The organism is Paraburkholderia lebeckiae (assembly GCF_014201005.1).
Classification (GTDB): domain Bacteria; phylum Pseudomonadota; class Gammaproteobacteria; order Burkholderiales; family Burkholderiaceae; genus Paraburkholderia; species Paraburkholderia tuberum.
In genome coordinates this window covers 309856-330625 of sequence record NZ_JACHDK010000009.1, presented here as the reverse complement: position 1 = coordinate 330625, position 20770 = coordinate 309856, and the positions used below count along the sequence as shown (strand labels likewise).

Here is a 20770-nt window from a genome sequence, read left to right as displayed (position 1 = left end):
CCGACGCGGCGCCACGCGGACCGCGTCTTTCGCGGTGCGCGTAGCGCATCGTCGTGGACTACCTATGTTCCTTCAAGGCTACGGCCCGCTGCTTCTCAGCGGCACCTGGCAAACCGTCAAGCTGGCGGTGTTCTCGCTCGCGCTCGCGTTCGTGCTCGGCCTGCTCGGCGCGGCGGCGAAATTGTCGAAGAACCGCCTGTCGAACGGCATCGGCACCGTGTATACGACGCTCGTGCGCGGCGTGCCCGATCTCGTGCTGATGCTGCTGCTGTTCTATAGCATCCAGATCTGGCTGAACAACCTGACCGACGCGTTAGGCTGGGAGCAGATCGACATCGACCCGTTCGTGGCCGGCGTCGCGGTGCTCGGCTTCATCTACGGCGCGTACTTCACCGAGACGTTCCGCGGCGCGTTTATCGCGGTGCCGCGCGGCCAGCTCGAAGCGGGCGCCGCCTACGGCATGACGAGCTGGCAGGTGTTCTCGCGCGTGATGTTCCCGCAAATGATGCGCTTCGCGCTGCCCGGCATCGGCAATAACTGGCAGGTGATGGTCAAGGCGACGGCGCTCGTGTCGATCATCGGTCTCGCCGACGTCGTCAAGGCCTCGCAGGACGCCGGCAAGGGTACCTTGCGGTTCTTCTTCTTTACCCTGCTCGCGGGGGCGATCTATCTCGTCATCACCACAGTGTCGAACTTCGTGCTGATGTACCTCGAAAAGCGTTACTCGACCGGCGTGCGAAAGGCGGATCTATGATCGAGATCATTCAGCAATACTGGCGCAACTATCTGTTCACCGACGGCTATCGCTTCACCGGCGTCGCGATCACGTTGTGGCTGCTGGTCGTGTCGATCGGCCTGGGCTTCTGTCTGTCGGTGCCGCTCGCGGTCGCGCGCGTGTCGAAGAAGAAATGGCTCGCGGGCCTCGTGTGGCTCTATACGTATATCTTCCGTGGCACGCCGCTCTACGTGCAGCTGCTGCTGTGCTACACGGGTCTCTACAGCCTCGAGATCATCCGCAACAACGAGCTCACCAACGCGTTCTTCCGCGACGGCATGCACTGCACGCTGCTCGCGTTCACGCTGAATACCTGCGCGTACACGACCGAAATCTTCGCGGGCGCGATCAAGGCGACGCCCTACGGCGAGATCGAAGCGGCGCGCGCGTACGGCATGTCGTCGTTCACGCTGTACCGGCGCGTGATTCTGCCGTCGGCGCTGCGCCGCGCACTGCCCTACTACAGCAACGAAGTGATCCTGATGCTGCACGCGACCACCGTCGCGTTCACGGCCACGGTGCCGGACATCCTGAAGATCGCGCGCGACGTGAACTCCGCGACGTACCAGTCGTTCAATGCGTTCGGCATCGCCGCGCTGCTGTATCTGTGTATTTCTTTCGCGCTCGTGTGGCTGTTCCGCCGCGCCGAGCGTCGCTGGCTCGCTTACCTGCGGCCGCAAGGCAAGTAACTGCGCGTCCCTGGACAAGCAAGCTCGTTAAGGATCCTGATGAACTCCAAGAAGCAGAAGCTCTTCGTCGACGAGCTTCACAAAAAGTACGGCGACAACGAAGTCCTCAAGGGCGTGTCGCTGAAAGCCAATGCCGGCGACGTGATCAGCGTGATCGGTTCGTCCGGCTCGGGCAAGAGCACGATGCTCCGCTGCATCAACTTTCTCGAACAGCCGAACGCGGGGCGCATTTTCGTTGACGGCGAGGAAGTGCGCACGCAGACCGCCAGGAACGGCGCGTTGCGCGTGTCGGACCCGAAGCAGTTGCAGCGCGTGCGCACCAAGCTTTCGATGGTGTTCCAGCACTTCAATCTGTGGTCGCACATGAACGTGCTCGAGAACATCATCGAGGCGCCGGTGCATGTGCTCGGTCTGAAACGCAAGGAAGCCGAGGATCGCGCGCGCGAATATCTGGAGAAGGTCGGTCTCGCGCCGCGTCTCGAGAAGCAGTATCCGTCGCATCTGTCGGGCGGCCAGCAGCAGCGTGTCGCGATCGCGCGGGCGCTGGCGATGCACCCCGACGTGATGCTGTTCGACGAGCCGACCTCCGCGCTCGACCCGGAGCTCGTCGGCGAAGTGCTGAAGGTAATGCAGAAGCTCGCCGAGGAAGGCCGCACGATGATCGTCGTCACTCACGAAATGGGCTTCGCGCGCAACGTGTCGAACCACGTGATGTTTCTGCACCAGGGCCGCGTCGAGGAAGAAGGCCATCCCGACGAAGTGTTCAGGAACACGAAGAGCGAACGTCTGAAGCAATTCCTGTCGGGCAGTCTCAAGTAATAAAATTACCCGCGACTTATGATGCGAACCGCATCGAAAATGTAGTCAATGTAGTTTTACAAGGCGCTTACGAGCGCCTTTTTCGTTTTCTACCATGTCCCTCCGCCCGGCCATTCGAACAACGAAAAAGCGCCGAAAATCCCAAAAAACGGGCCATTCAGGCCGAGTTTTCGCCCTACCCTGTCACTTTTGACTCGTCAATAGTGGCAATCCTTAATACGCCCCCTTCCAGTCCGCGATTCCCTTGCCGAACAAGGCTTTGCGCCTTTTTCCGAGGAACTGCTTCGGGTGCCGGCCCACATTCGTATTGCAATTTGGCGACACCCCTTGCGGACGGTACTAATTTCTTCTTCCAGTTAAAGTTATTTTTGATAAATTGGTAACCAAAGTAGCAAAACAAAGTTGATTAAAAGTAGTTTCACTTCAAAACACAGAGGAGAACCGGTCGGCGTGGGATCGGCATGATGCAAAGATAGCTCGACGCTACATGTCATGACAGGAGAATCCCTATCCACCCGCCACTCTCCCTGGTACCGCTTTCTGTTCGGTGCTTATCGCGTCCGAACACCACTCGCAGTACTGGGTTTCTTTTTTGACAGGGTATGGAGGAGAAGATGAAGAAAGCTTTGCTCGTCGCCGCGCTGATGTCGGCCGGCGTTGTTGCACACGCTCAGAGTAGCGTCACGCTGTATGGCCGTTTGGATGCAGGTCTCGAGTACATGTCGGGCGTCCCGACCGGCGCTAACGCCAACGGCGCGGCCAACACCAGCTCGAACCGCTTCAAGGCGGAAAGCGGCGACTGGGGCACCAGCCTGTGGGGCATGAAGGGTGTCGAGGACATCGGCGCCGGCAACAAGATCCTGTTCCAGTTGGAAGGCTCGTTCAACACGATGACGGGCGCAGGTCCTGGCGGCGGCGGTCTCTTCAATCGCTGGGCAACGGTCGGTATTTCGAACAACCAGTACGGTACGTTCACGATGGGCCGCATGCTCTTCATCTCGAACGGCGTGTGGGACTTCGACCCGTTCGGTCAGTCGAACTGGTCGTCGGCATCGCTGGTGCGTGGCCGCAACTGGCCGCAGTCGAGCAACAACTTCGCGTACCAGTCGCCGAAGATCGCAGGCTTTGACTTCTACGGTCAGTACGCGCTGTCGAACGCGACGAGCTGGAACGGTAACGGCTCGACGCCGCAAGGTCGCGAAGCTGGCGCGCAGATCACCTACACCAGCTCGCTGTTCCAGATCCGCGGTCTGTACGACGAAATCCGCAACCCGGCGACCGGTGGGTTGTGGGGTGGCCCGGTTGCCAACAACGGCATCAATACAAATAACACGAGCAACGGCGTGTTCGCGGCATCGCGCGAGTACTCGGCTCTGCTGAACGTGTTCCTCGGCCAGTTCAAGATTCAGGCTGCATACCAGGCAGTCCGTTCGGCAGGCGCAACGGGCGTTCTGCCCGGTCAGCCGACCACACTCGATCACGAATGGGGCGGTGTGACATGGCAGGCAACGCCGGCTGCAGCGCTGATCGCGGCGGTCTACCACGTGAACGGCAACAACGGCGCGGGCAATGCGACGATCTACACGGTTGGCGGTTCGTACAACCTGTCGAAGCGCACGCTGCTCGACCTGCAGGCCGCGACGGTGCGCAACAGCCGTAATGCTAACTTCGGTCTGAACGCGAACAATGCGGGCTTCGCCGCTGCGACGGACAACCCGCTGCAAGGCCGCCAGCAAAGCGGCGTGTACGCAGGTATCCAGCACTCGTTCTAATCGAACGGTGCGCCCCGAGGGCCATCCCTCGGGGTGTAGTACAGGTTTCTTCAAGAGAATCTTTTTCACGCTGCTGCGAGAGGCGCGTATCGGTGCGATATCCGCAAGGGTATTGCACCGTTTTTTATTCGGCGCACGGTTTTTGCCGTTGCGCGCACCGGGACGGTGCGTGATTGCGTCGGCTTATACCGCTGCTTCGTTCTCTTCGCCGGTACGGATTCGGATCACGCGCTCGACGTCCGCGACGAAGATCTTGCCGTCGCCGATCTTGCCGGTACGCGCCGCGCCGATGATCGCGTCGATGACCTGATCGCACTGGCTGTCCGCGACCACGACTTCGATCTTCACTTTCGGCAGAAAGTCGACCACGTATTCCGCACCACGGTAGAGCTCGGTATGCCCCTTCTGGCGGCCGAACCCCTTGACCTCGGTAACGGTCAGGCCGGTGAGGCCGACTTCCGCGAGCGCCTCGCGCACTTCGTCGAGTTTGAACGGTTTGATGACTGCGGTGATGCGCTTCATGGCGAACCTCGTCTCTTGATGGGAAGAGTGGAAAGGGAAAGAATGATTTTTATTCTACGCCGCGCCGGATGCATTGCGGCATCCGCGCGCGGATGTCGTCTTTCACTCCACCGGTTCGGTGTAGCGCGACGTGATCGGATAACGCCAGTCGCGGCCGAACGCGCGATGCGTGACGCGAATGCCGATCGGCGCCTGACGGCGCTTGTACTCGTTGATCTTGATCAGGCGCGTGACGCGCTTCACGTCGTCGACCTGATAACCCGCCGCGATGATCTCCGCGAGCGAACGGTCCTCCTCCATATACATGCGCATGATCGCGTCGAGCACTTCGTATTCGGGCAGGCTGTCCTGGTCGGTCTGGTTCTCGCGCAGCTCAGCGGACGGCGCGCGCGTCAGAATCCGCTCGGGAATCACCTCGCGCGTCGCAAACGTGGTGGCCGCGTTGCGATAGCGGCACAGCCGGTACACGAGCGTCTTCGCGATGTCCTTGATCACCGCGAAGCCGCCGGCCATGTCGCCGTACAGCGTGCAATAGCCGACCGCCATCTCGCTCTTGTTGCCGGTGGTCAGCACGATCGAGCCGAACTTGTTCGACAGCGCCATTAGCAGCGTGCCGCGAATGCGCGCCTGAATGTTCTCTTCGGTCGCGTCCTCGGCGCGGCCCGCGAACTCCTCGGCGAGCGAGCCGCGGAACGCATCGAACATCGGCGCGATCGCGATCTCGTCGTAACGCACGCCGACGCGGCGCGCCATCTCGGCGGCGTCGCTGGTCGAGATATCGGCCGTGTAGCGCGACGGCATCATCACCGCGCGTACCTTGTCGGCGCCGAGCGCATCGCATGCAACGGCCAGCACGAGCGCCGAATCGACGCCGCCCGACAGACCGATCAAAGCACCAGGAAAACCGTTCTTGCCGATGTAGTCGCGCACACCCATGACGAGCGCCGCGTAGACCTGCGCTTCGATCGACTGCTCCGGCGCGATCGCGGCCGGCAGCGGCGTGCCAGTGTCGAACTCGACGATCGCCGTGGCTTCCTCGAACTGCGCGAGCTTCGCGACGAGTTCGCCCCGCGCGTCGAGCACGAACGAACCGCCATCGAACACGAGTTCGTCCTGGCCGCCGACCATGTTCACGTAGACCATCGGAATACCGGTCTCGCGAATGCGCGCGCGCAGGATGTCGAAGCGCACCGCTTCCTTGTTCAGGTGGTACGGCGAGCCGTTCGGAATCAGCAGCACCTGCGCTCCCGCGGCCTTTGCCATCTGCGCGGCCGACGCATGCCACGCGTCCTCGCAGATCACGACACCGTACTTGACGCCGTCGAGTTCGAACACGAACGGCTGCGGGTCGGAGGCGAAGTAGCGTTTCTCGTCGAACACTTCGGTGTTCGGCAGATCCTGCTTGCGATAGGTGCCCTTCACTTCGCCGTCGACGATCAGCGATGCCGCATTGAACGTATCGACTGGCGGCACGCCGCGCTCGATCGGCGCGTTTGCATTACCATGGCCGTTCGCCGGATGGTGCGCAAGGTTGTCCGACCCGTCGCGCAGCGGATGGCCGACGATCACATGCAGACCGGTGAACGGCTTCAACTGTGCGGCGAGATCGGCCAACGCGGCCGCGCTCGCGGTGTAGAACGCGGGGCGCAGCAGCAGGTCTTCGGGCGGATAACCCGACAGCGCGAGTTCAGGCGCGACCAGCAGCTTCGCACCATCGCTGTGCGCGGCGCGCGCGGCGGCGACGATCTTCGCGACGTTGCCGGCGAAGTCGCCGACGGTGACATTGATTTGAGCAAGAGCGATTCGGGTCTTCATGGCAGGATCGACAGGCAAGCCTTCACGGCTCGCGGTACCGCGGCTCGATGGCTCGACGGGATTGAACAAACCGGATAAACGAACTCAACGAACGACGTGGCAGCTTCAGTTTCACGGCGCCGCGCCGGTCATTGCAAACAGTCACTCAGATTGAACCAGCAACGTATCGATTATCGCACGGGCATTCTGGCATCGCCCTCCGAGGTGGACGCCGCCGAGTGGAACGCCCTCCTCGCCGCGCAGCCGCAGCCCACGCCGTTTTTGCGGCACGAGTTTCTGAGCGCGCTCAACGCGACGCAATGCGCGATTCCCGACACCGGTTGGGCGCCGCAATTCGTCACGCTGACCGACGCGCGCACAGGCATGCTCGCGGCGGCGGCGCCCGTCTATCTGAAAGGACACTCGTACGGCGAGTACGTGTTCGACTGGGCCTGGGCCGACGCGTACAAGCGCAACGGCCTGCCCTATTACCCGAAGCTGCTGTGCGCGGTGCCCTTCACGCCGGTACAGGGCAACCGGCTGCTGTCGGCGAACGAGCATGCGTTGCGCCATCTCGCGGCCACGTTGATGGCGTTCGCCGAGCAGGCCGAGGTGTCGTCGCTGCATGTGCTGTTTCCGACTCAGAGCGAAGCGGACGCGCTCACCGATATCGGCATGATGCAACGCGAAGGCGTGCAGTTTCACTGGCTCAACGACGGCTATCGCGACTTCGAAGACTTTCTGTCGACGCTCGAACAGAAGAAGCGCAAGAACATCCGCGCCGAACGGCGCAAGGTGCACGAGGCCGGCATCACGATGCGAAGGATCCGCGGCGCAGACATCGAGGATGCCGATTGGCGCTTCTTCAGCAAGTGCTATCGGCAAACCTATCGCGAGCATTTTTCGAGTCCGTATCTGAACCTCGATTTCTTCCGGATGATCGGCGCGTCGATGCCGGAGAATCTGCTGCTCGTGATCGCCGAATATGAAGGCAAGCCGATCGCGAGCTCGCTCGTCGTCTATCAGCGCGACGAGAAAACCGGCGGCACCTTGTATGGCCGCTACTGGGGCGCGCTCGAACACGTGCCGTGCCTGCACTTCGAAACCGCGTACTATCAGCCGCTCGAATTCTGCATCGAAGAAAAGCTCGGCGCATTCGAAGGCGGCGCGCAGGGCGAGCACAAGATGGCGCGCGGCTTTCTGCCCACGGTCACGCGCTCGACGCATTGGCTCGCGCACCCGGCGTTCGCCGATGCGGTCGGCCATTTCCTCGATAACGAAAAAAACAGCATCCACGCGTACGTGGACGAGCTGCGCGAACACAATCCATTCAAAGGCTAGCAGCGCGGTTATGGCGTGGTTTCTCTATCTGCTCGAATGCTCGGACGGCAGCGTCTATACCGGCATCGCGACCGATGTCGCTGCTCGCTTCGACAAACATCTGAGCGGCACGGGCGCGCGTTATACGCGCTCGCGCAAGCCGGTGCGGGTGCTGGCGTCGTTCGAGCTGGCGGACCGGTCGAGTGCGTCGAGCGCCGAGTATTGGGTCAAGCGGCTCACGGCGGCCGATAAACGGGCGTTGGCGGCCGGGATGTTCACGCTGCAGTCGGTGTTGCCGGTGGCAGCGGTGAATGACGTCGCGGAAGACGGCGAACGTTCCGACTGCTGAGTCGAGCTATCCCCTCGCCTCCCGCATCCTCTCCGTCAGCAGCCGATGCACCCGCGCCAGCTCGCCCACCACATCTGCTTCCAGCGACGTCAACTGCTCGCGAGCGGGTAACTCGAGCCGCACCGGCCGTAACGTGCGATTCAGCGCGGCCTCGATCGCCGCGCTCGTCGCCTCGACCCATTCGTCGAGTTCGCTATGCAGGTCGCGACGGTTCGCGGTGAGGCGCAATTGCGTCGCGGTGCCGGCCATCCGTCGCAGCAGGCTCAGCACCGTCAGCGTGACCGTATCGGCCATCGAGTCCTCGAGCTTTTCGAGCCGCGCGCGGCCAATCGCTTCTTCCGCGTTGTTGCTGGTGAGGCCCGCAGCGCGGCGCAATTGCTCGATCTCCTTGCCGCCGTGTCGAGGCGTTTCGAGCGACGCGCGCAGATACGCGAGATTCGCGCGCACCGCGTCGCCGAGATAGACGCGCACATCGAGCTTCTCGCGCGTCGGCCATAGAAGGAACGTCGCGAGCAGCGCGAGCACGCAACCGAGCACGTTGTTGCCGAGCCGCGTCAGCGCGAACGTCAACTGGTTGGCGCCCGGCGTCGCGAAGTCGGCGACCAGCACGAAGGTCGGCGTCAGGAACAGCACGAACAGGCTGTAACTGACGGGGCGCAGCGCCATCGTCGCCATCACCAGCGGGAACACCGCGAGCGAGATGCCGAGCGGCGAATGAATCGCATAGCCGATCGCCGCCGCGAGCACGCCGCCGACGATACTGCCCGTCGCGCGTTCGATGCTGCGCGGCCAGGTCGCGGCGATCGACGGCTGCAGGATCAGCAGCGTGGCCATCGTGGCCCAATAGCCGAACGGCAGACCGAGCGCGCGAATCACGACGAAGCCCGCCGTCGTCGTCGCGCCGACACGCGCCGCATGGCGCAAGCCGACCGACTGCCACGACAGGTTGGCCTTCAGCGTCGACCACGCGCGCGCCGTATAACGCGCGACGCACGCGCTCCACGGCTCGACGTGCACCTCACGCGGCGCAAAATCGACGAGCTCGAAACCGGATTGCAGCTTCACCGGTTCGAGCAACGCGCTTTCGAGCCGATGCGCGAGACGCCGCAGACGCCCCTGCTGGTCCGCGAGACGTTCCCAGCGCGCGTCGCCGGTCGCGCTGCCGATGTCGCTGAGCACTTCGCCGATCGCATTGAGCGAACGCACCGCGCGTTGCGTGCGGCGCGGATCGTCGGGCACTTTCGCGCCCGCGCCCGACACTGCGATCAGATACGCGAACAGCGCTTCGCCGTCGGTCAGCAGGCCGAGCAACGTGTCGTAGACAGCCGCTCCGCCCGCTTTCGATGCGGGCACGCTCGCGAGCGCATCGCGCGACCGTTCGAGCGACGCGCGCGCGTCGGCGCGAAACCGCGCGGCATGCGTGGCCCATTCGCGCGGCGCGGCACGTCCGCCGACAAGCCGCGCGCTATCGAACGCGACATCGGCGAGGCGCAGATACACCGCGCGCAACGACGCGCGGCTCGCGCCGAATGGATGAATGCGCCACACCGTCAAGCTCAGCACGATCGCGAACAGACAGCCGACCAGATAGACGCCGAGAAACGCAACACCGGTACGCGCGTCGTGCATCGGCCGATCGACCATCACGACGCAGGCGGTCGCCGCGAGGATCGTCACCTGCGACGTGGCCGCGCCCCAGATGCGGCCGAACGCGCCGAGCGTCGTGAGCGCGAGCACCGCGAGCGCGGCGAACGTGGTGCCCGCGGCGGACGCGAATGCGGCGATGCCGCCGCACAGCGTCGACAGCAGCGCGAAGCTCATCATCGACATGAAGCGCGCGCGGTTCGAGCCGGCGGCATCGGCGAGGCAGGTCCAGAACGCGCCGATCGCCGCCCACGCGAACACTGGATCGTCCAGCAGGTTGCCGAGCGCGAGCATCGCCGTCGACGCGCACGCTGCTCGCAAGCCCTCCGACAGATTCGCCTCGCTCGCCGCGAACGACACCATCCAGACCGGCCGCTTGCGATAGATCGCGGTGACGACCGAATGCAGCCGGGTCGACCAGCGCGGCGATGTCGAGTGGGACTTGCTGCGGTTCATCATCCGGACAGTGGGTTTGGTTAAATTTATGGAAACGCGCGGGGGTGCCGAAGTGAGTTCGCGCGCGCAAAGGGCGTGCGACGAATGATAAGGGTTTACACCTAAATATAAAAATACGTTCCGTTCATCGAAGCGATGCGTTCAGCTCACGTGCGCGAGACGAAAATCGTGGCGCTCTTTGCACGGTAGACGAACGCCGCGCAAATCACATGAAAAAACCGCGCGGTCCTTGCGGACTCGCGCGGTTTTCGTACTGGATGCAGCGAGCGGATGAACCGCGGCGCGCTTACTTCTTGTAGTTCGCGACGCCTTCGCTGATTTCCTTGTGGGCAGCATCGACGTCGGCCCAGCCTTCGACCTTCACCCACTTGCCCTTCTCGAGCGCCTTGTATTGCTCGAAGAAGTGCTTGATCTGGTCCTTCAGGTAAGCCGGCACGTCGTCGATCGACTTCAGGTTCGCCGTCATCGGGCAGATCTTGTCGTGCGGCACGGCGATCAGCTTCGCGTCGACACCGGACTCATCGGTCATCTGCAGCATGCCGAGCGCGCGGGCACGCACGACCGAGCCTGCCAGCAGCGGGAACGGCGTGATCACCAGCACGTCGACCGGATCGCCGTCGCCCGACAGCGTCTGCGGAATGAAGCCGTAGTTGGCCGGATAGCGCATGCCGGTGCCGATGAAACGGTCGACGACGAGCAGGCCCAGGTCCTTGTCGGCTTCGTACTTCACCGGGTCGCTTTGCGCCGGGATTTCGATGATGACGTTGAAATCGTGCGGAAGGTCTTTGCCTGCGGGAACGTGATTGAAGCTCATGAGCGCTCTCTGAAGGGGATGGAAATCGAAGGCGGCGAACGGCGCGCGGGCTGCGGATGCGGTGCGAACTGTGTGCGAACCGCGAACGTCGGGCCCTGATGAAACCCTCTCGCCCCGAACGACGGGGCCGCGCACCGGACCGTACGGAATGCGCCATTATAGCCAATCGGCAGGTGGCATCCGCGGTCGGATCGGCGCGATAATCGTCTGGCGAGTCTCGCTTCGCGTCTCTACCGTTTTGTGTCTCCCCTTCGAACCCGCGCCGCCGCACGCCGGCCGCACGTCATCAAGGAGCATGCATGGAAGAAGCACGGCACTTCATCGGCGGCGAGTGGTGCGCCGCTTCCGGCGGCGAATCGATCGCCGTACTCGATCCCTCGGACGGCCAGCCGTTCACGCGCATCGCGCGCGGCACCGAGGCCGATATCGACACCGCCGTGCACACCGCACGCGGAGCGTTCGACGGCGCATGGGGCGCGCTGAGCGCCGCCGAGCGCGGCCGCGTGCTGTACCGGCTGTCGCTGCTGGTGGCAGCGCGCCAGGAAGACCTTGCACAGCTCGAAGCGCGCGACACCGGCAAACCGCTCAAGCAGGCGCGCGCCGACGCCGCCGCCCTGACCCGCTACTTCGAGTTCTACGCCGGCGCGGCCGACAAGCTGCACGGCGAAACCCTGCCCTACCAATCCGGCTACACGGTGCTGACGATCCGCGAGCCGCACGGCGTGACCGGCCACATCGTGCCGTGGAATTACCCGATGCAGATCTTCGGGCGCAGCGTCGGCGCGGCGCTCACGACCGGCAATGCGTGCGTCGTCAAACCGGCCGAGGACGCGTGCCTTTCCGTGCTGCGGGTCGCAGAGCTCGCCGCCGAGGCCGGCTTGCCGGCCGGTGCGCTGAACATCGTGACCGGCTATGGACACGAAGCGGGCGCCGCGCTCGCGCGTCATCCGGGCATCGATCACATCTCGTTCACGGGCTCGCCCGAAACCGGCAAGCTCGTCACGCAGATGGCCGCCGAAAACCACGTGCCCGTCACGCTCGAACTCGGCGGCAAGTCGCCGCAAATCGTGTTCGCCGACGCCGATCTCGACGCCGCGCTGCCGGTGCTGATCTCCGCGATCGTGCAAAACGCCGGGCAAACCTGCTCGGCGGGCAGCCGCGTGCTGATCGAGCAGGCGATTTACGAGCCGCTGCTCGACAGACTCAGCAGCGCCTTTCAGGCGTTGCGCGTCGGGCCGTCGAATGCCGACCTCGACTGCGGACCGCTGATCAGCGCGAAACAGCAGCAACGTGTGTGGGACTTTCTGTCGGATGCGCAACACGACGGCATCGCGATGGCCGCGCACGGCGAGGTGATTCCCGAAGCGCCTGAAAGCGGCTTCTATCAGGCCCCGACCTTGCTGCGCGACGTGCCCGCGAGCCACCGCATCGCGTGCGACGAAGTGTTCGGTCCGGTGCTCGCCGCGATGTCGTTCCGCGACGAAGCCGAAGCGCTCGCGCTCGCGAACGGCACGCGGTTCGGGCTCGTCGCCGGCATCTGGACACGCGATGGCGCGCGCCAGATGCGCCTCGCCCGACGGTTGCGCTCGGGCCAGGTGTTCATCAACAACTATGGCGCGGGCGGCGGCGTCGAATTGCCGTTCGGCGGCGTCAAGCATTCGGGACATGGCCGCGAGAAAGGCTTCGAGGCGCTGTATGGCTTTACGGTGCCGAAGACGATCGCGATCCGGCACGGCTAGCGGGTACCGTAGGGCCCGCTCGCGAGCAGCGCGAGCAGCGCGTTACACGCAACAACGCATCGCTCTATTCATCACATACAACGGAGACATCATGCGGTTGACAGGTAAAACGGCCATCGTCACGGGTGGCGGTTCGGGTTTCGGCGAAGGCATCGCAAAGACCTTTGCGCGCGAAGGCGCGAACGTCGTGGTCAACGACCTCAACGGGCCGGCCGCCGAACGCGTCGCGAGTGAGATCGCGAATGCGGGCGGCAAGGCGATCGCGGTCCCCGGCAACGTCGCGCAACGCGACGACTGGCGCACGCTGCGCGAGGCCGCGCTGGAAGACTTCGGCAGCGTGCAGATCGTCGTCAACAACGCGGGCACCACGCATCGCAACAAGCCGGTACTCGAAGTGACCGAGGCCGAGTTCGACCGCGTCTATGCGGTGAACGTGAAGAGCATCTACTGGAGCGTGCAGGAGTTCGTGCCGTATTTTCGCGAGCAAGGCGGCGGCAGCTTCATCAATATCGCGTCGACGGCGGGCGTGCGGCCGCGGCCCGGTCTCGTCTGGTACAACGGCAGCAAGGGCGCGGTGATCGTCGCTAGCAAGTCGCTCGCCGTTGAGCTGGGGCCGGAGCGGATTCGCGTGAACTGCGTGAATCCGGTGATCGGTGAGACCGCGCTGTTGTCCGAGTTCATGGGCGTCGAGGATACGCCGCAGAACCGGCAAAAGTTCCTGGCAGGGATTCCTCTCGGGCGGTTTTCGACGCCGCAGGATATTGCGAATGCGGCGCTGTATCTGGCTTCGGATGAGGCGGAGTTTATTACCGGCGTGTGCCTCGAAGTGGATGGGGGGCGCTGCGTGTAGCGGTAGGTGAAGCGCTGCGCACGCACAGCGTGCGCAGTCAGTGTTTTCCCCCAATATCGATTCGTCCTGCAAAAGACCTGGCGCGGATAGAATCGTTCGGCGGCGGCACTTCAATTCCATAACAAAGAGGAGACATAGTCATGGCTAGTCCTGCAAATCCGCTCCACCATCCCGGCGCTGGCGCGCCGCCTTCGACGTTCGAAGAGGCGACTTATCGCAAGGTTACCTGGCGGCTCGCGCCGCTATTGATGCTCTGCTACATCGTTGCCTATCTGGACCGCGTGAACGTCGGCTTCGCGAAGCTGGGGATGAGCATGGATCTTGGCTTGAGCGATGCCGTGTATGGCTTCGGCGCGGGGATTTTCTTCCTCGGCTATTTCATCTTCGAAGTGACGAAAAACAACGCATATATATCGACGCTTGACAAGCTGACCCCAACTGATCCCGATCCATCCAGCGTGACCGGTGACGGAAGGCTGACCGCACTCCTTTGTCCAGAAGCATAAAGCAGCGCATGCCGAACCCGTGGGTGGGAGGGTTCGCATAAAGCAGCGGTGGCATAGAATTAACGCAGGTCCTGATCCGTTATCCGGTGACAGTCGCGGACGAAGGTCGCGACAAGCCCGTCGAGCAGGGACCGGTAGGGTTCAGCGAGCGATTCAATCGCGCTGCGGCTGGTCCGAAGCGGCCAGGCTGGTTCGTGCGCTGTCGCACGCCCCATCACCAGTAGCAGCACGTCTATGTCCAGCGCCCCGGCGATGGCTCTCAAGGTGCTGATCTTGGGATCACGCATGTCACCGCGTTCCAGCGCGCAGATGGTCACGTGCGCGAGGTCTGCGCGTCGCGCAAACTCCCGTTGTGTGAGTCCAAGTTCACGACGGCGCTTCGTGATGATCTCCTTCAGCACGTCCCCGTAGCTCATATTTTTCTGCCTTTCGATTGCGTCATTTTTGCCGGAAATTCCGTTAGGAAGGGGTCTGATCCACTAACAATTTTCTGATGTTTTACTATCATTCTAATCTTGACCGTGGTCCGGTAGAACCGGTCAAAAAACACGGTCTGATGGAGAGCTCCAATGGACACGCCGGAACGGGCATTGTCAGAGGACAGGAGCGGCTATGGACTGGGTTTCAATATCGAGCATGTGATCTACCTGAACAAATGGTCTTACGGCCAGGTAGCCGAACAGATGTACCCGGGCGAGTTGCCAGATGGACCGAACCGTCTGAGTGCGCGAAAAGAGCTCGCGCAGGTGATAGACCGAAAACAGAAGCGCTGGCGGCGGCACCTGCCAGCGCTGGCACGCGCGTGGAATCTACCCGAGGCTGTGCTGCTGTTCGATGACCTGCGTCGCTGCGCCACGCTCAACGATCTGGAACAGCATTACGGCTTTCGCCGCCTCGATGTCATCAAACGGTAAGGACAGCAATCGGCCGCACTATTCCGTCCGCAGCTCTGAGACATTCAGCGCCAGAGGTAAGCATATGCAAACGCTTGACGCGAAGCTCGAAGGGCTGGTCAACCGGCACTGGTGCCCGGGCTGTGACGGCTCGTGCGTGGGGACGAACCGGAGTTTCAAGCGGAGGACGTGACATGGTGGCCGCCAACGTCACCTACCAGATTGCGTTTATCTAAAGGTCAGCGGCTTCAAGTATCCACACATGGTGTCGCGCTTACCTGGTCAGTCACGAAGCTGGCAAACAGTTGGACAACAAAGGGAAAACCACGCGGACCACTAGCCCGCCTCCCGTTGCATCGTGCAGGGTGATCTGCGCGTCATGCACACGGGCAATCTCACGCACGATTGACAGGCCAAGCCCGGTTCCCGCGACGCTCTGCGTCGCACTACTTCGATAGAACCGCTCGAACACAGCTTCGCGCTCGTCAGACGCGATGCCGGGGCCGTTGTCGGTCACTTCAAGTAACGCTCGATCGTCAAACTGCGCGACCCGCACGGTGATCACCGACCCGTCGCCCGCATACCGGATTGCGTTGTCGATCAGATTGCTGACGAGTTCTATCAGCAGGTGCGCCTGTCCTTTCACTTCTACACGCGTCTCCTGCTCAAAGCCGAGATCGATGCCACGCAATCGTGCTACAGCCAACCAGTCGGAGGTCGCGCTGCGTGCGACCCGATGCAGCGGTACCCTGGTACCCTCGACCGCCTTGCCGCTGTCCGCATCGAAATGCGACAGCGACAGCAATTGCTGCAGAATCCGCGCAGTGAGCCGCACCGCCCGATTGAGCCGGCGCAGATGGACGCCGCCGTTGCCATTTTCGGCATTGCGTAACGCGAGCTCCGACTCCGCCTGAACGATTGCGAGCGGCGTCTTCAACTGATGAGCTGCATCGGTAAAAAACTGTCGCCGTGACAATTCCATCCGCTGTGTATGCGCGATGTACTGATTGATCGAATCGACGAGCGGTGCTACATCGCTTGGCAGACCGCTTGCGTCAAGCGGTACGGGGTCGTCATCGGTGTGGGTACCGAACCTGGCTGACAGTCGACTGAGCGGCCGCAAGCCGCGCCCCACCCCAAGCCATACCACGGCGAGTACCAGCGTCGCCAATAGCGCCTTTCGCAGCAGCGCGTCCAACAAAGCCGCGCGCGCGAACGCCTGCTGCACCTCGATCGTTCCGCCGACTATCACCCGCACGACGCGCGTCTGATTAGAGTGCACATCGTGCACCGGCAACTGCAACGTCGCCATCCGCAAGGACTCCCCGTGGAACGTCGTGTCGTAGAAGCTCATCTGTTGTGGCTTGTCGGATTGTCTGGCAGGCAACTCCAGATCGGGATACCCCTTCACCGCGCGGCCGTTGTCCTCGCGAACTACATAGTAGATCGTGCCGAAACTGTTTTGCTCGAACGTCTCCCTTAACAGATCGGGCAGATCGACTTCGATTGTGCCATCGCGCGAGCGGACGCCTGCGCAGATCGCTTTCAACGAAATCCCCAGCGCATGATCGAAAGCCGCATACGCTGCGGCCGTCCAGCGTTGATGCGTGAACCACGCATCTAGCGTAAGGAGCACCAGCAGCGGCGCCAGTAGCCACAGCGCCAGTTGCATGCGCAAACTCAGCGGTTTCATCGCGCTTTCGTTTCGAGCAGGTAACCGAGGCCGCGAAGCGTAACAATCGCTACATCGCTGCGTTCGAGCTTCTTGCGCAAGCGGTGCACATAGACTTCAATCGCGTCGGCATTCACCGATTCGTCGATTCCAAAAATTTTCTGCGACAGCCTGTCCTTGCTAATCGCGCGGCCGTTGCGCAGGACCAGCACCTCGAGCACGGCGTGTTCGCGCGGTGTGAGCGAAAGCCTCGCGCCGTCGAGACTGAAGCCGCGATCGACGCTGTCATACACTAGCGATCCGCACCGCACGCACACATGCTCGTGTCCGTGGCCGCGACGAATCAACGCTCGCACCCGCGCTTCGAGTTCGATCAGTTGGAAGGGTTTCTCCAGGTAATCGTCGGCGCCGAGATTGAGCCCGCGCACGCGATCCTCAACCGAGTCCAGAGCACTGAGGATGAGCACCGGTACAAGATTGCGTCGCGCACGCAATCGCCGCAGCACTTCGAGACCCTCTGTCCTTGGCAATCGCAGATCGAGGATCACAATCGCGTAGTCCTGCGTGCGCAGCACATGATCAGCCGCCTCGCCGTCTTCCATGCAGTCGACAGTGAAACGCGCGCCCGTGAGCGCGTCGGTCAATGAGCGGGCAAGAATCGGATTGTCTTCGACGAGCAGAACACGCATGGCAGCGACCGAGAGAAGTCTATGAGACAAACGCGGCTATTGTCCCTCATTTTTTTAGAAAATTGAAAGCGCATAGAAAGCAGACCGAAATTACACTGAGTCAAGACGAAATCAACGCGATGTTTTCCGGAGGAAGACACGCGACACCTTAAAGTGCCTTCGCCCGGGCGTCGCTTTCGCGGCCAGTTTCGCATAGACCTGGATTTCTGCCGGCTAGCGAGGGCAGCTACCACGCAGTCATCCACTGCTCGAAAATGAAGGAGACCCATCACAAGCTTCCGGGATGGCCCTTTAATCAACGCTTCTATAGACGCGTACCGCAGATCCGAAGACTCGGTTCTCATGGTAGGGGAGCGGGATGCAACTGTGGCAATGGGCCGAAAAGATCCCAAAGCCGGTGAAAGAATTTCTTCGATTTGACGCCCGGATATCTGAGCGCGCATATGAACATGAAGGAGCCGTCCGGAGACACCTTCATGTGGTAATGAAATGACGAATTCTTCTAATCTCAACCAACTTAATGTGAATCAGAAGCTGCTACCCAGACTCATTGATCTTTCGGAGGAATATTTCAGTAGCATCCATCCAGCGAAATTTGCACGTCCCTCGCCCTCTTCATTAACGTTCTCGAAATCCGAATCAAAATAAGGAACTAATTAATGTCATTTGCCACAAAAGCTCTTAAAACAACCCTTGTGCTGTCTTTTTCTGGGTTATTTTCCATCGGAAGTGCCAATTCCCAATCAATCAACCCATGCCCGGATAATCGGTTATCGACTGGATTTATCCCGACGCTTACAGAAAAATATGAGCTCGCGGGGAGTGGTATAAGAGTGTTCTATACGCGCAGTGGCGAGAGTCAAATTGTCGATCAAACGGATGCCAATTCGAACGGGGTGCCTGACTATGTTGAAAACGTAGCACGACAGGCAGATGCGGCTAGAAAAGCGTTCAATCTTCTTGGGTTTCGTGATCCTCTTGAGAGCGCTCGTTACCGAGCCGCTTCATACATTGACATAAATTTGGGACTGAATTCCGGGAATGGGTTGGCCTACAGCGAACCGTCGACCTATTCAGCAGTACCCCAAAGAGACGGTGCATGTTCGATCAGAATCGATATTTCCAGTAAGCTCGATAAGTTTCCCGGGTCATGGAGCGTTGTTGCCCACGAACTCTTTCATCTATACCAGTATGGATATACGGAATTCAAGAGGTCGTGGTTGCTTGAGCCTACCGCCAATTGGGCGGAACGAGTAATCCGAGTGGGATCACTGAATCCAGCTCCAGGTGCAGCACGACCGCTTCCAGCATCTATGGCGGAAATGCAATCGCAAGTATTTACGCAAAGCTTCCCTTATGATTTTTGGAGTCGACTAGCGAGCCTTATAGATGAGTCCGATGAGGACATGCATCTTCCGAATGATCTTCGATATGCTACCTATACAGACGGCACTTTGATATTTAGGGATGGCTTCGTTCGAGGCTTCAGTTTTTTGAGTACCGTCTTCCAGTCCCTCGAGGCAGAGAGCACGATCGTGTCAAACTTGAATGGATGGCCTCCATATCTGTGGGGCGCAAATCAGTCGAGCGAATCGCACGACGTCCGGATACTTAAAGTGATACAACGTACAGTTAGTCGCACTGGAGTCAGAAATTACGAGATCGATTCGTTCCTAGCAATTGAGTGATCTATGGATTGTTTCCTTTCCGCGTCGCTATCAAACGTAAGCGCTCAATAAGCAACACTCTGTCGATGGTGTTGGCAATATGACAGAAAGGTGTCCACCTAAACAGGTGGACACCAATGACACACCACAACTCAGGATTAGGAATCGTCCGACTAACGTGGGACGGATGATGCCGATTTGATGACGGTAAGAAACGCGCGCGGATCGACGCGGCACTGCCTCCAGGCAGTATCAGTTGCGCGCCTAGCGCTGGACTACGGGGTCAATGCCAACCTGCTGCGTCTGATGCAGCGTGATAGTGCGCGCGATGCCGTGTCCCACTCTGCTCAATGTCCCGGGAGGTACCGTCCCAACCGACACCGGCACGCTGAACTACAGCCGCGCAATTTCAGATATCGGTGCACTCATCAAGTGCCGGGGCCGGCACGCTGGTGCACAATCACGCTAAGGCCAACGGACGTTGGGCAAATATCAATGCCGGCACCGTGTGGTCAACGACTATGACTTGACCTGCAACAAGTCAATTTCCTGAAGTGCCCGGCGCACATCCTTCTCCGACCGCCCCCGAGCCAGCAGCGATGCCGCGCGCTTGGCATGTTCGGCCAGCACGTGACGCTGCGGCGGCGGAGCATGGGCATAGATGTGACGTGGGTCGAGCCCGATAGAGCGCAAACGACGCACGTAGTACAGCTGACTGTAAAACGGAACACTGCGATCCTCCGGATCCGAGATGACGTAAATAGCTGGCTTGGGCTCTCGTCGGATATTACCAATCTCGTCTACAGGGTTGTAGTAGGTCGTGGCATCGTCGAGAAGCTTGCCAGGGATCTCGCGACGGTACTCCCAATAGGCAGCGACCTGTTTGACTGAGACGAGGCCGGAGGAGATCGCGGCTGCATCGATATCCGATCGCTTGTTGAGCAACGCGGCCGCGATCTGGCCGCCCCCGGAGTGGCCAGCCAGAATGAACGAGGAGATCTTGAAGCTTTCCTTCAGGAAGTCCAGCGCACGGTCCATCAACTCGATCTCGCGCGGCCTGCGTCTGAGATTGTGGTCGCCCGAGGAGCCATAGATGCCTGGACGAGCCAAAAAGATCGCGGGCCGCTGGGCCTCGGCTGACCACGCGGCCAAGTCCCTTTCGATCTTCAGCGGCGAGGCAACCATGTAAGCTTGGCTAATGTGTCTGGCACCTTGTGAGGTTCTCAGCATGACGTCGCCACTAAAATAGACCAGCGCGATGGCGTTCTCGCCGTCGGCAAATCCGTGGGTGTAATACCTGATGCACTCGCCACTACCGTCCACTTCGATCCACAATCCGTTGGGCACTCGGGCGCAGTGCTCGGGGGAGCTGAAAGCGCCGTTTAGCGCTTCCACCACATCAAAGGGTTCGCTCTGTTGGGGGATGCGCAATTCCTGGGGTTGTGGTTTCTCAAAAGGTCCGAGGAGTTTTTCATTACCTTCACTACCCTCTGAGAATCCAAGGATCTCAAAGGCAACGAAGATAAATTTGGAAAACCTCCAGCGCGCGACGCGCCACCGACGATTCATGTAGATCTTGATTGAATTCATAAATATTCTCGTGCTGTAGGCACCCTCTCGTGATCTTCCGCGCCTGGCGCATCGGCTTTTTTGCTGACCTCTGATTGCGAGATCAAAACGATAGCCCTATCAATTCCTTGGCCGGATAGTGAGATGATGGTAGCTACCTGGTTTGATAGCATCTTCACGAAAATCCTGGCACGTCACCCTGCACGTGGCACTTCGCGAAGCTATGCAGCA

18 protein-coding genes and 1 pseudogene are annotated in these 20770 nt (G+C 61.0%); 11 read left to right on the top strand and 8 right to left on the bottom strand.

Annotation, left to right across the window (positions count from 1 at the left end; translation table 11 throughout):
• Positions 1 to 64: 64 nt before the first annotated feature.
• From HDG39_RS19980 to HDG39_RS19965, 4 genes are all read left to right on the top strand, one after another.
• Positions 65 to 754: an ABC transporter permease gene (locus tag HDG39_RS19980; RefSeq protein WP_184007926.1), complete on the top strand. Its 690-nt coding sequence runs from the start codon at positions 65 to 67 to the stop codon at positions 752 to 754.
• Complete coding sequence (locus HDG39_RS19975; protein ID WP_018419774.1) at positions 751 to 1464, top strand: ABC transporter permease; 714 nt, start codon at positions 751 to 753, stop codon at positions 1462 to 1464. The genes HDG39_RS19980 and HDG39_RS19975 overlap by 4 nt, the downstream gene beginning before the upstream one ends.
• 39 nt (positions 1465 to 1503) lie before the next feature.
• The gene (locus HDG39_RS19970; RefSeq protein WP_018419773.1) at positions 1504 to 2283 is read left to right on the top strand and encodes an ABC transporter ATP-binding protein; all 780 of its coding nucleotides are present in this window, start codon (positions 1504 to 1506) and stop codon (positions 2281 to 2283) included.
• Positions 2284 to 2897: 614 nt separating this feature from the next.
• Positions 2898 to 4055 (top strand): porin, encoded by a 1158-nt coding sequence (locus HDG39_RS19965; protein ID WP_184007924.1) that lies wholly within the window; start codon positions 2898 to 2900, stop codon positions 4053 to 4055.
• 183 nt (positions 4056 to 4238) lie between these two features.
• On the opposite strand, the gene glnK is transcribed toward HDG39_RS19965, so the two are convergent.
• Both glnK and HDG39_RS19955 read right to left on the bottom strand, forming a co-directional pair.
• Entirely contained in the window at positions 4239 to 4577 is a 339-nt protein-coding gene (gene glnK / locus HDG39_RS19960) for a P-II family nitrogen regulator (RefSeq protein WP_013088783.1), read from the bottom strand.
• A gap of 102 nt (positions 4578 to 4679) precedes the next feature.
• Positions 4680 to 6392, bottom strand: coding sequence for an NAD+ synthase (locus HDG39_RS19955; protein WP_184007922.1), 1713 nt, complete (start codon positions 6390 to 6392; stop codon positions 4680 to 4682).
• A 150-nt stretch (positions 6393 to 6542) separates the two neighbouring features.
• Between HDG39_RS19955 and HDG39_RS19950 the strand changes: the two genes are divergently transcribed.
• Both HDG39_RS19950 and HDG39_RS19945 read left to right on the top strand, forming a co-directional pair.
• Entirely contained in the window at positions 6543 to 7712 is a 1170-nt protein-coding gene (locus HDG39_RS19950) for a GNAT family N-acetyltransferase (RefSeq protein ID WP_184007920.1), read from the top strand.
• Between the two features lie 10 nt (positions 7713 to 7722).
• Positions 7723 to 8040, top strand: a complete 318-nt coding sequence (locus HDG39_RS19945) for a GIY-YIG nuclease family protein (RefSeq protein ID WP_184007918.1) — start codon at positions 7723 to 7725, stop codon at positions 8038 to 8040.
• A 6-nt stretch (positions 8041 to 8046) separates the two neighbouring features.
• Here HDG39_RS19945 and HDG39_RS19940 read toward each other — a convergent pair whose 3' ends face one another.
• Together HDG39_RS19940 and ppa are read right to left on the bottom strand one after the other, a co-directional pair.
• A complete protein-coding gene (locus HDG39_RS19940) occupies positions 8047 to 10143 on the bottom strand; it encodes an FUSC family protein (RefSeq protein ID WP_184007916.1) in 2097 nt (698 codons plus the stop codon).
• A 283-nt stretch (positions 10144 to 10426) separates the two neighbouring features.
• Positions 10427 to 10954, bottom strand: coding sequence for an inorganic diphosphatase (ppa, locus tag HDG39_RS19935; RefSeq protein WP_184007914.1), 528 nt, complete (start codon positions 10952 to 10954; stop codon positions 10427 to 10429).
• A 299-nt stretch (positions 10955 to 11253) separates the two neighbouring features.
• Between ppa and HDG39_RS19930 the strand changes: the two genes are divergently transcribed.
• The 3 genes and pseudogenes from HDG39_RS19930 to HDG39_RS19920 form a co-directional block, all read left to right on the top strand.
• Positions 11254 to 12693, top strand: coding sequence for an aldehyde dehydrogenase family protein (locus HDG39_RS19930; protein ID WP_184007912.1), 1440 nt, complete (start codon positions 11254 to 11256; stop codon positions 12691 to 12693).
• 91 nt (positions 12694 to 12784) lie between these two features.
• Positions 12785 to 13543: an SDR family oxidoreductase gene (locus tag HDG39_RS19925; protein ID WP_184007910.1), complete on the top strand. Its 759-nt coding sequence runs from the start codon at positions 12785 to 12787 to the stop codon at positions 13541 to 13543.
• Positions 13544 to 13683: 140 nt separating this feature from the next.
• A pseudogene (locus HDG39_RS19920) lies at positions 13684 to 13944 on the top strand (MFS transporter); the annotation flags it as partial.
• 164 nt (positions 13945 to 14108) lie between these two features.
• On the opposite strand, the gene HDG39_RS19915 reads toward HDG39_RS19920, so the two are convergent.
• Positions 14109 to 14465 carry a helix-turn-helix domain-containing protein gene (locus tag HDG39_RS19915; protein WP_184007908.1) on the bottom strand — a complete coding sequence of 119 codons (357 nt, stop codon included), beginning with the start codon at positions 14463 to 14465 and terminating at the stop codon, positions 14109 to 14111.
• 153 nt (positions 14466 to 14618) lie between these two features.
• Between HDG39_RS19915 and HDG39_RS19910 the strand changes: the two genes are divergently transcribed.
• Positions 14619 to 14963, top strand: coding sequence for a hypothetical protein (locus HDG39_RS19910; RefSeq protein WP_184007906.1), 345 nt, complete (start codon positions 14619 to 14621; stop codon positions 14961 to 14963).
• A 265-nt stretch (positions 14964 to 15228) separates the two neighbouring features.
• On the opposite strand, the gene HDG39_RS19905 is transcribed toward HDG39_RS19910, so the two are convergent.
• Together HDG39_RS19905 and HDG39_RS19900 are read right to left on the bottom strand one after the other, a co-directional pair.
• Positions 15229 to 16635 (bottom strand): sensor histidine kinase, encoded by a 1407-nt coding sequence (locus HDG39_RS19905; RefSeq protein ID WP_184007904.1) that lies wholly within the window; start codon positions 16633 to 16635, stop codon positions 15229 to 15231.
• On the bottom strand, positions 16632 to 17303 hold the full coding sequence (locus HDG39_RS19900) for a response regulator (protein WP_184007903.1): 672 nt from the start codon (positions 17301 to 17303) through the stop codon (positions 16632 to 16634). Before HDG39_RS19900 ends, HDG39_RS19905 begins: the two co-directional genes overlap by 4 nt.
• Before the next feature lie 659 nt (positions 17304 to 17962).
• Between HDG39_RS19900 and HDG39_RS19895 the strand changes: the two genes are divergently transcribed.
• Positions 17963 to 18991: a hypothetical protein gene (locus tag HDG39_RS19895; protein WP_184007901.1), complete on the top strand. Its 1029-nt coding sequence runs from the start codon at positions 17963 to 17965 to the stop codon at positions 18989 to 18991.
• Between the two features lie 498 nt (positions 18992 to 19489).
• On the opposite strand, the gene HDG39_RS19890 is transcribed toward HDG39_RS19895, so the two are convergent.
• Positions 19490 to 20560, bottom strand: a complete 1071-nt coding sequence (locus tag HDG39_RS19890) for an alpha/beta hydrolase family protein (RefSeq protein ID WP_184007899.1) — start codon at positions 20558 to 20560, stop codon at positions 19490 to 19492.
• Positions 20561 to 20770: the final 210 nt, after the last annotated feature.

What these genes read in the sequence shown, in the direction of transcription:
- HDG39_RS19940 (WP_184007916.1), bottom strand. Translation starts at nt 10,143, where the DNA reads ATGATGAACCGCAGCAAGTCCCACTCGACATCGCCGCGCTGGTCGACC.
- HDG39_RS19970 (WP_018419773.1), top strand. Translation starts at nt 1,504, where the DNA reads ATGAACTCCAAGAAGCAGAAGCTCTTCGTCGACGAGCTTCACAAAAAG.
- HDG39_RS19910 (WP_184007906.1), top strand. Translation starts at nt 14,619, where the DNA reads ATGGACACGCCGGAACGGGCATTGTCAGAGGACAGGAGCGGCTATGGA.
- HDG39_RS19980 (WP_184007926.1), top strand. Translation starts at nt 65, where the DNA reads ATGTTCCTTCAAGGCTACGGCCCGCTGCTTCTCAGCGGCACCTGGCAA.
- HDG39_RS19900 (WP_184007903.1), bottom strand. Translation starts at nt 17,303, where the DNA reads ATGCGTGTTCTGCTCGTCGAAGACAATCCGATTCTTGCCCGCTCATTG.
- HDG39_RS19905 (WP_184007904.1), bottom strand. Translation starts at nt 16,635, where the DNA reads ATGAAACCGCTGAGTTTGCGCATGCAACTGGCGCTGTGGCTACTGGCG.
- HDG39_RS19955 (WP_184007922.1), bottom strand. Translation starts at nt 6,392, where the DNA reads ATGAAGACCCGAATCGCTCTTGCTCAAATCAATGTCACCGTCGGCGAC.
- HDG39_RS19925 (WP_184007910.1), top strand. Translation starts at nt 12,785, where the DNA reads ATGCGGTTGACAGGTAAAACGGCCATCGTCACGGGTGGCGGTTCGGGT.
- glnK (WP_013088783.1), bottom strand. Translation starts at nt 4,577, where the DNA reads ATGAAGCGCATCACCGCAGTCATCAAACCGTTCAAACTCGACGAAGTG.
- HDG39_RS19890 (WP_184007899.1), bottom strand. Translation starts at nt 20,560, where the DNA reads ATGAATTCAATCAAGATCTACATGAATCGTCGGTGGCGCGTCGCGCGC.
- HDG39_RS19915 (WP_184007908.1), bottom strand. Translation starts at nt 14,465, where the DNA reads ATGAGCTACGGGGACGTGCTGAAGGAGATCATCACGAAGCGCCGTCGT.
- HDG39_RS19895 (WP_184007901.1), top strand. Translation starts at nt 17,963, where the DNA reads ATGTCATTTGCCACAAAAGCTCTTAAAACAACCCTTGTGCTGTCTTTT.
- HDG39_RS19945 (WP_184007918.1), top strand. Translation starts at nt 7,723, where the DNA reads ATGGCGTGGTTTCTCTATCTGCTCGAATGCTCGGACGGCAGCGTCTAT.
- HDG39_RS19930 (WP_184007912.1), top strand. Translation starts at nt 11,254, where the DNA reads ATGGAAGAAGCACGGCACTTCATCGGCGGCGAGTGGTGCGCCGCTTCC.
- ppa (WP_184007914.1), bottom strand. Translation starts at nt 10,954, where the DNA reads ATGAGCTTCAATCACGTTCCCGCAGGCAAAGACCTTCCGCACGATTTC.
- HDG39_RS19965 (WP_184007924.1), top strand. Translation starts at nt 2,898, where the DNA reads ATGAAGAAAGCTTTGCTCGTCGCCGCGCTGATGTCGGCCGGCGTTGTT.
- HDG39_RS19975 (WP_018419774.1), top strand. Translation starts at nt 751, where the DNA reads ATGATCGAGATCATTCAGCAATACTGGCGCAACTATCTGTTCACCGAC.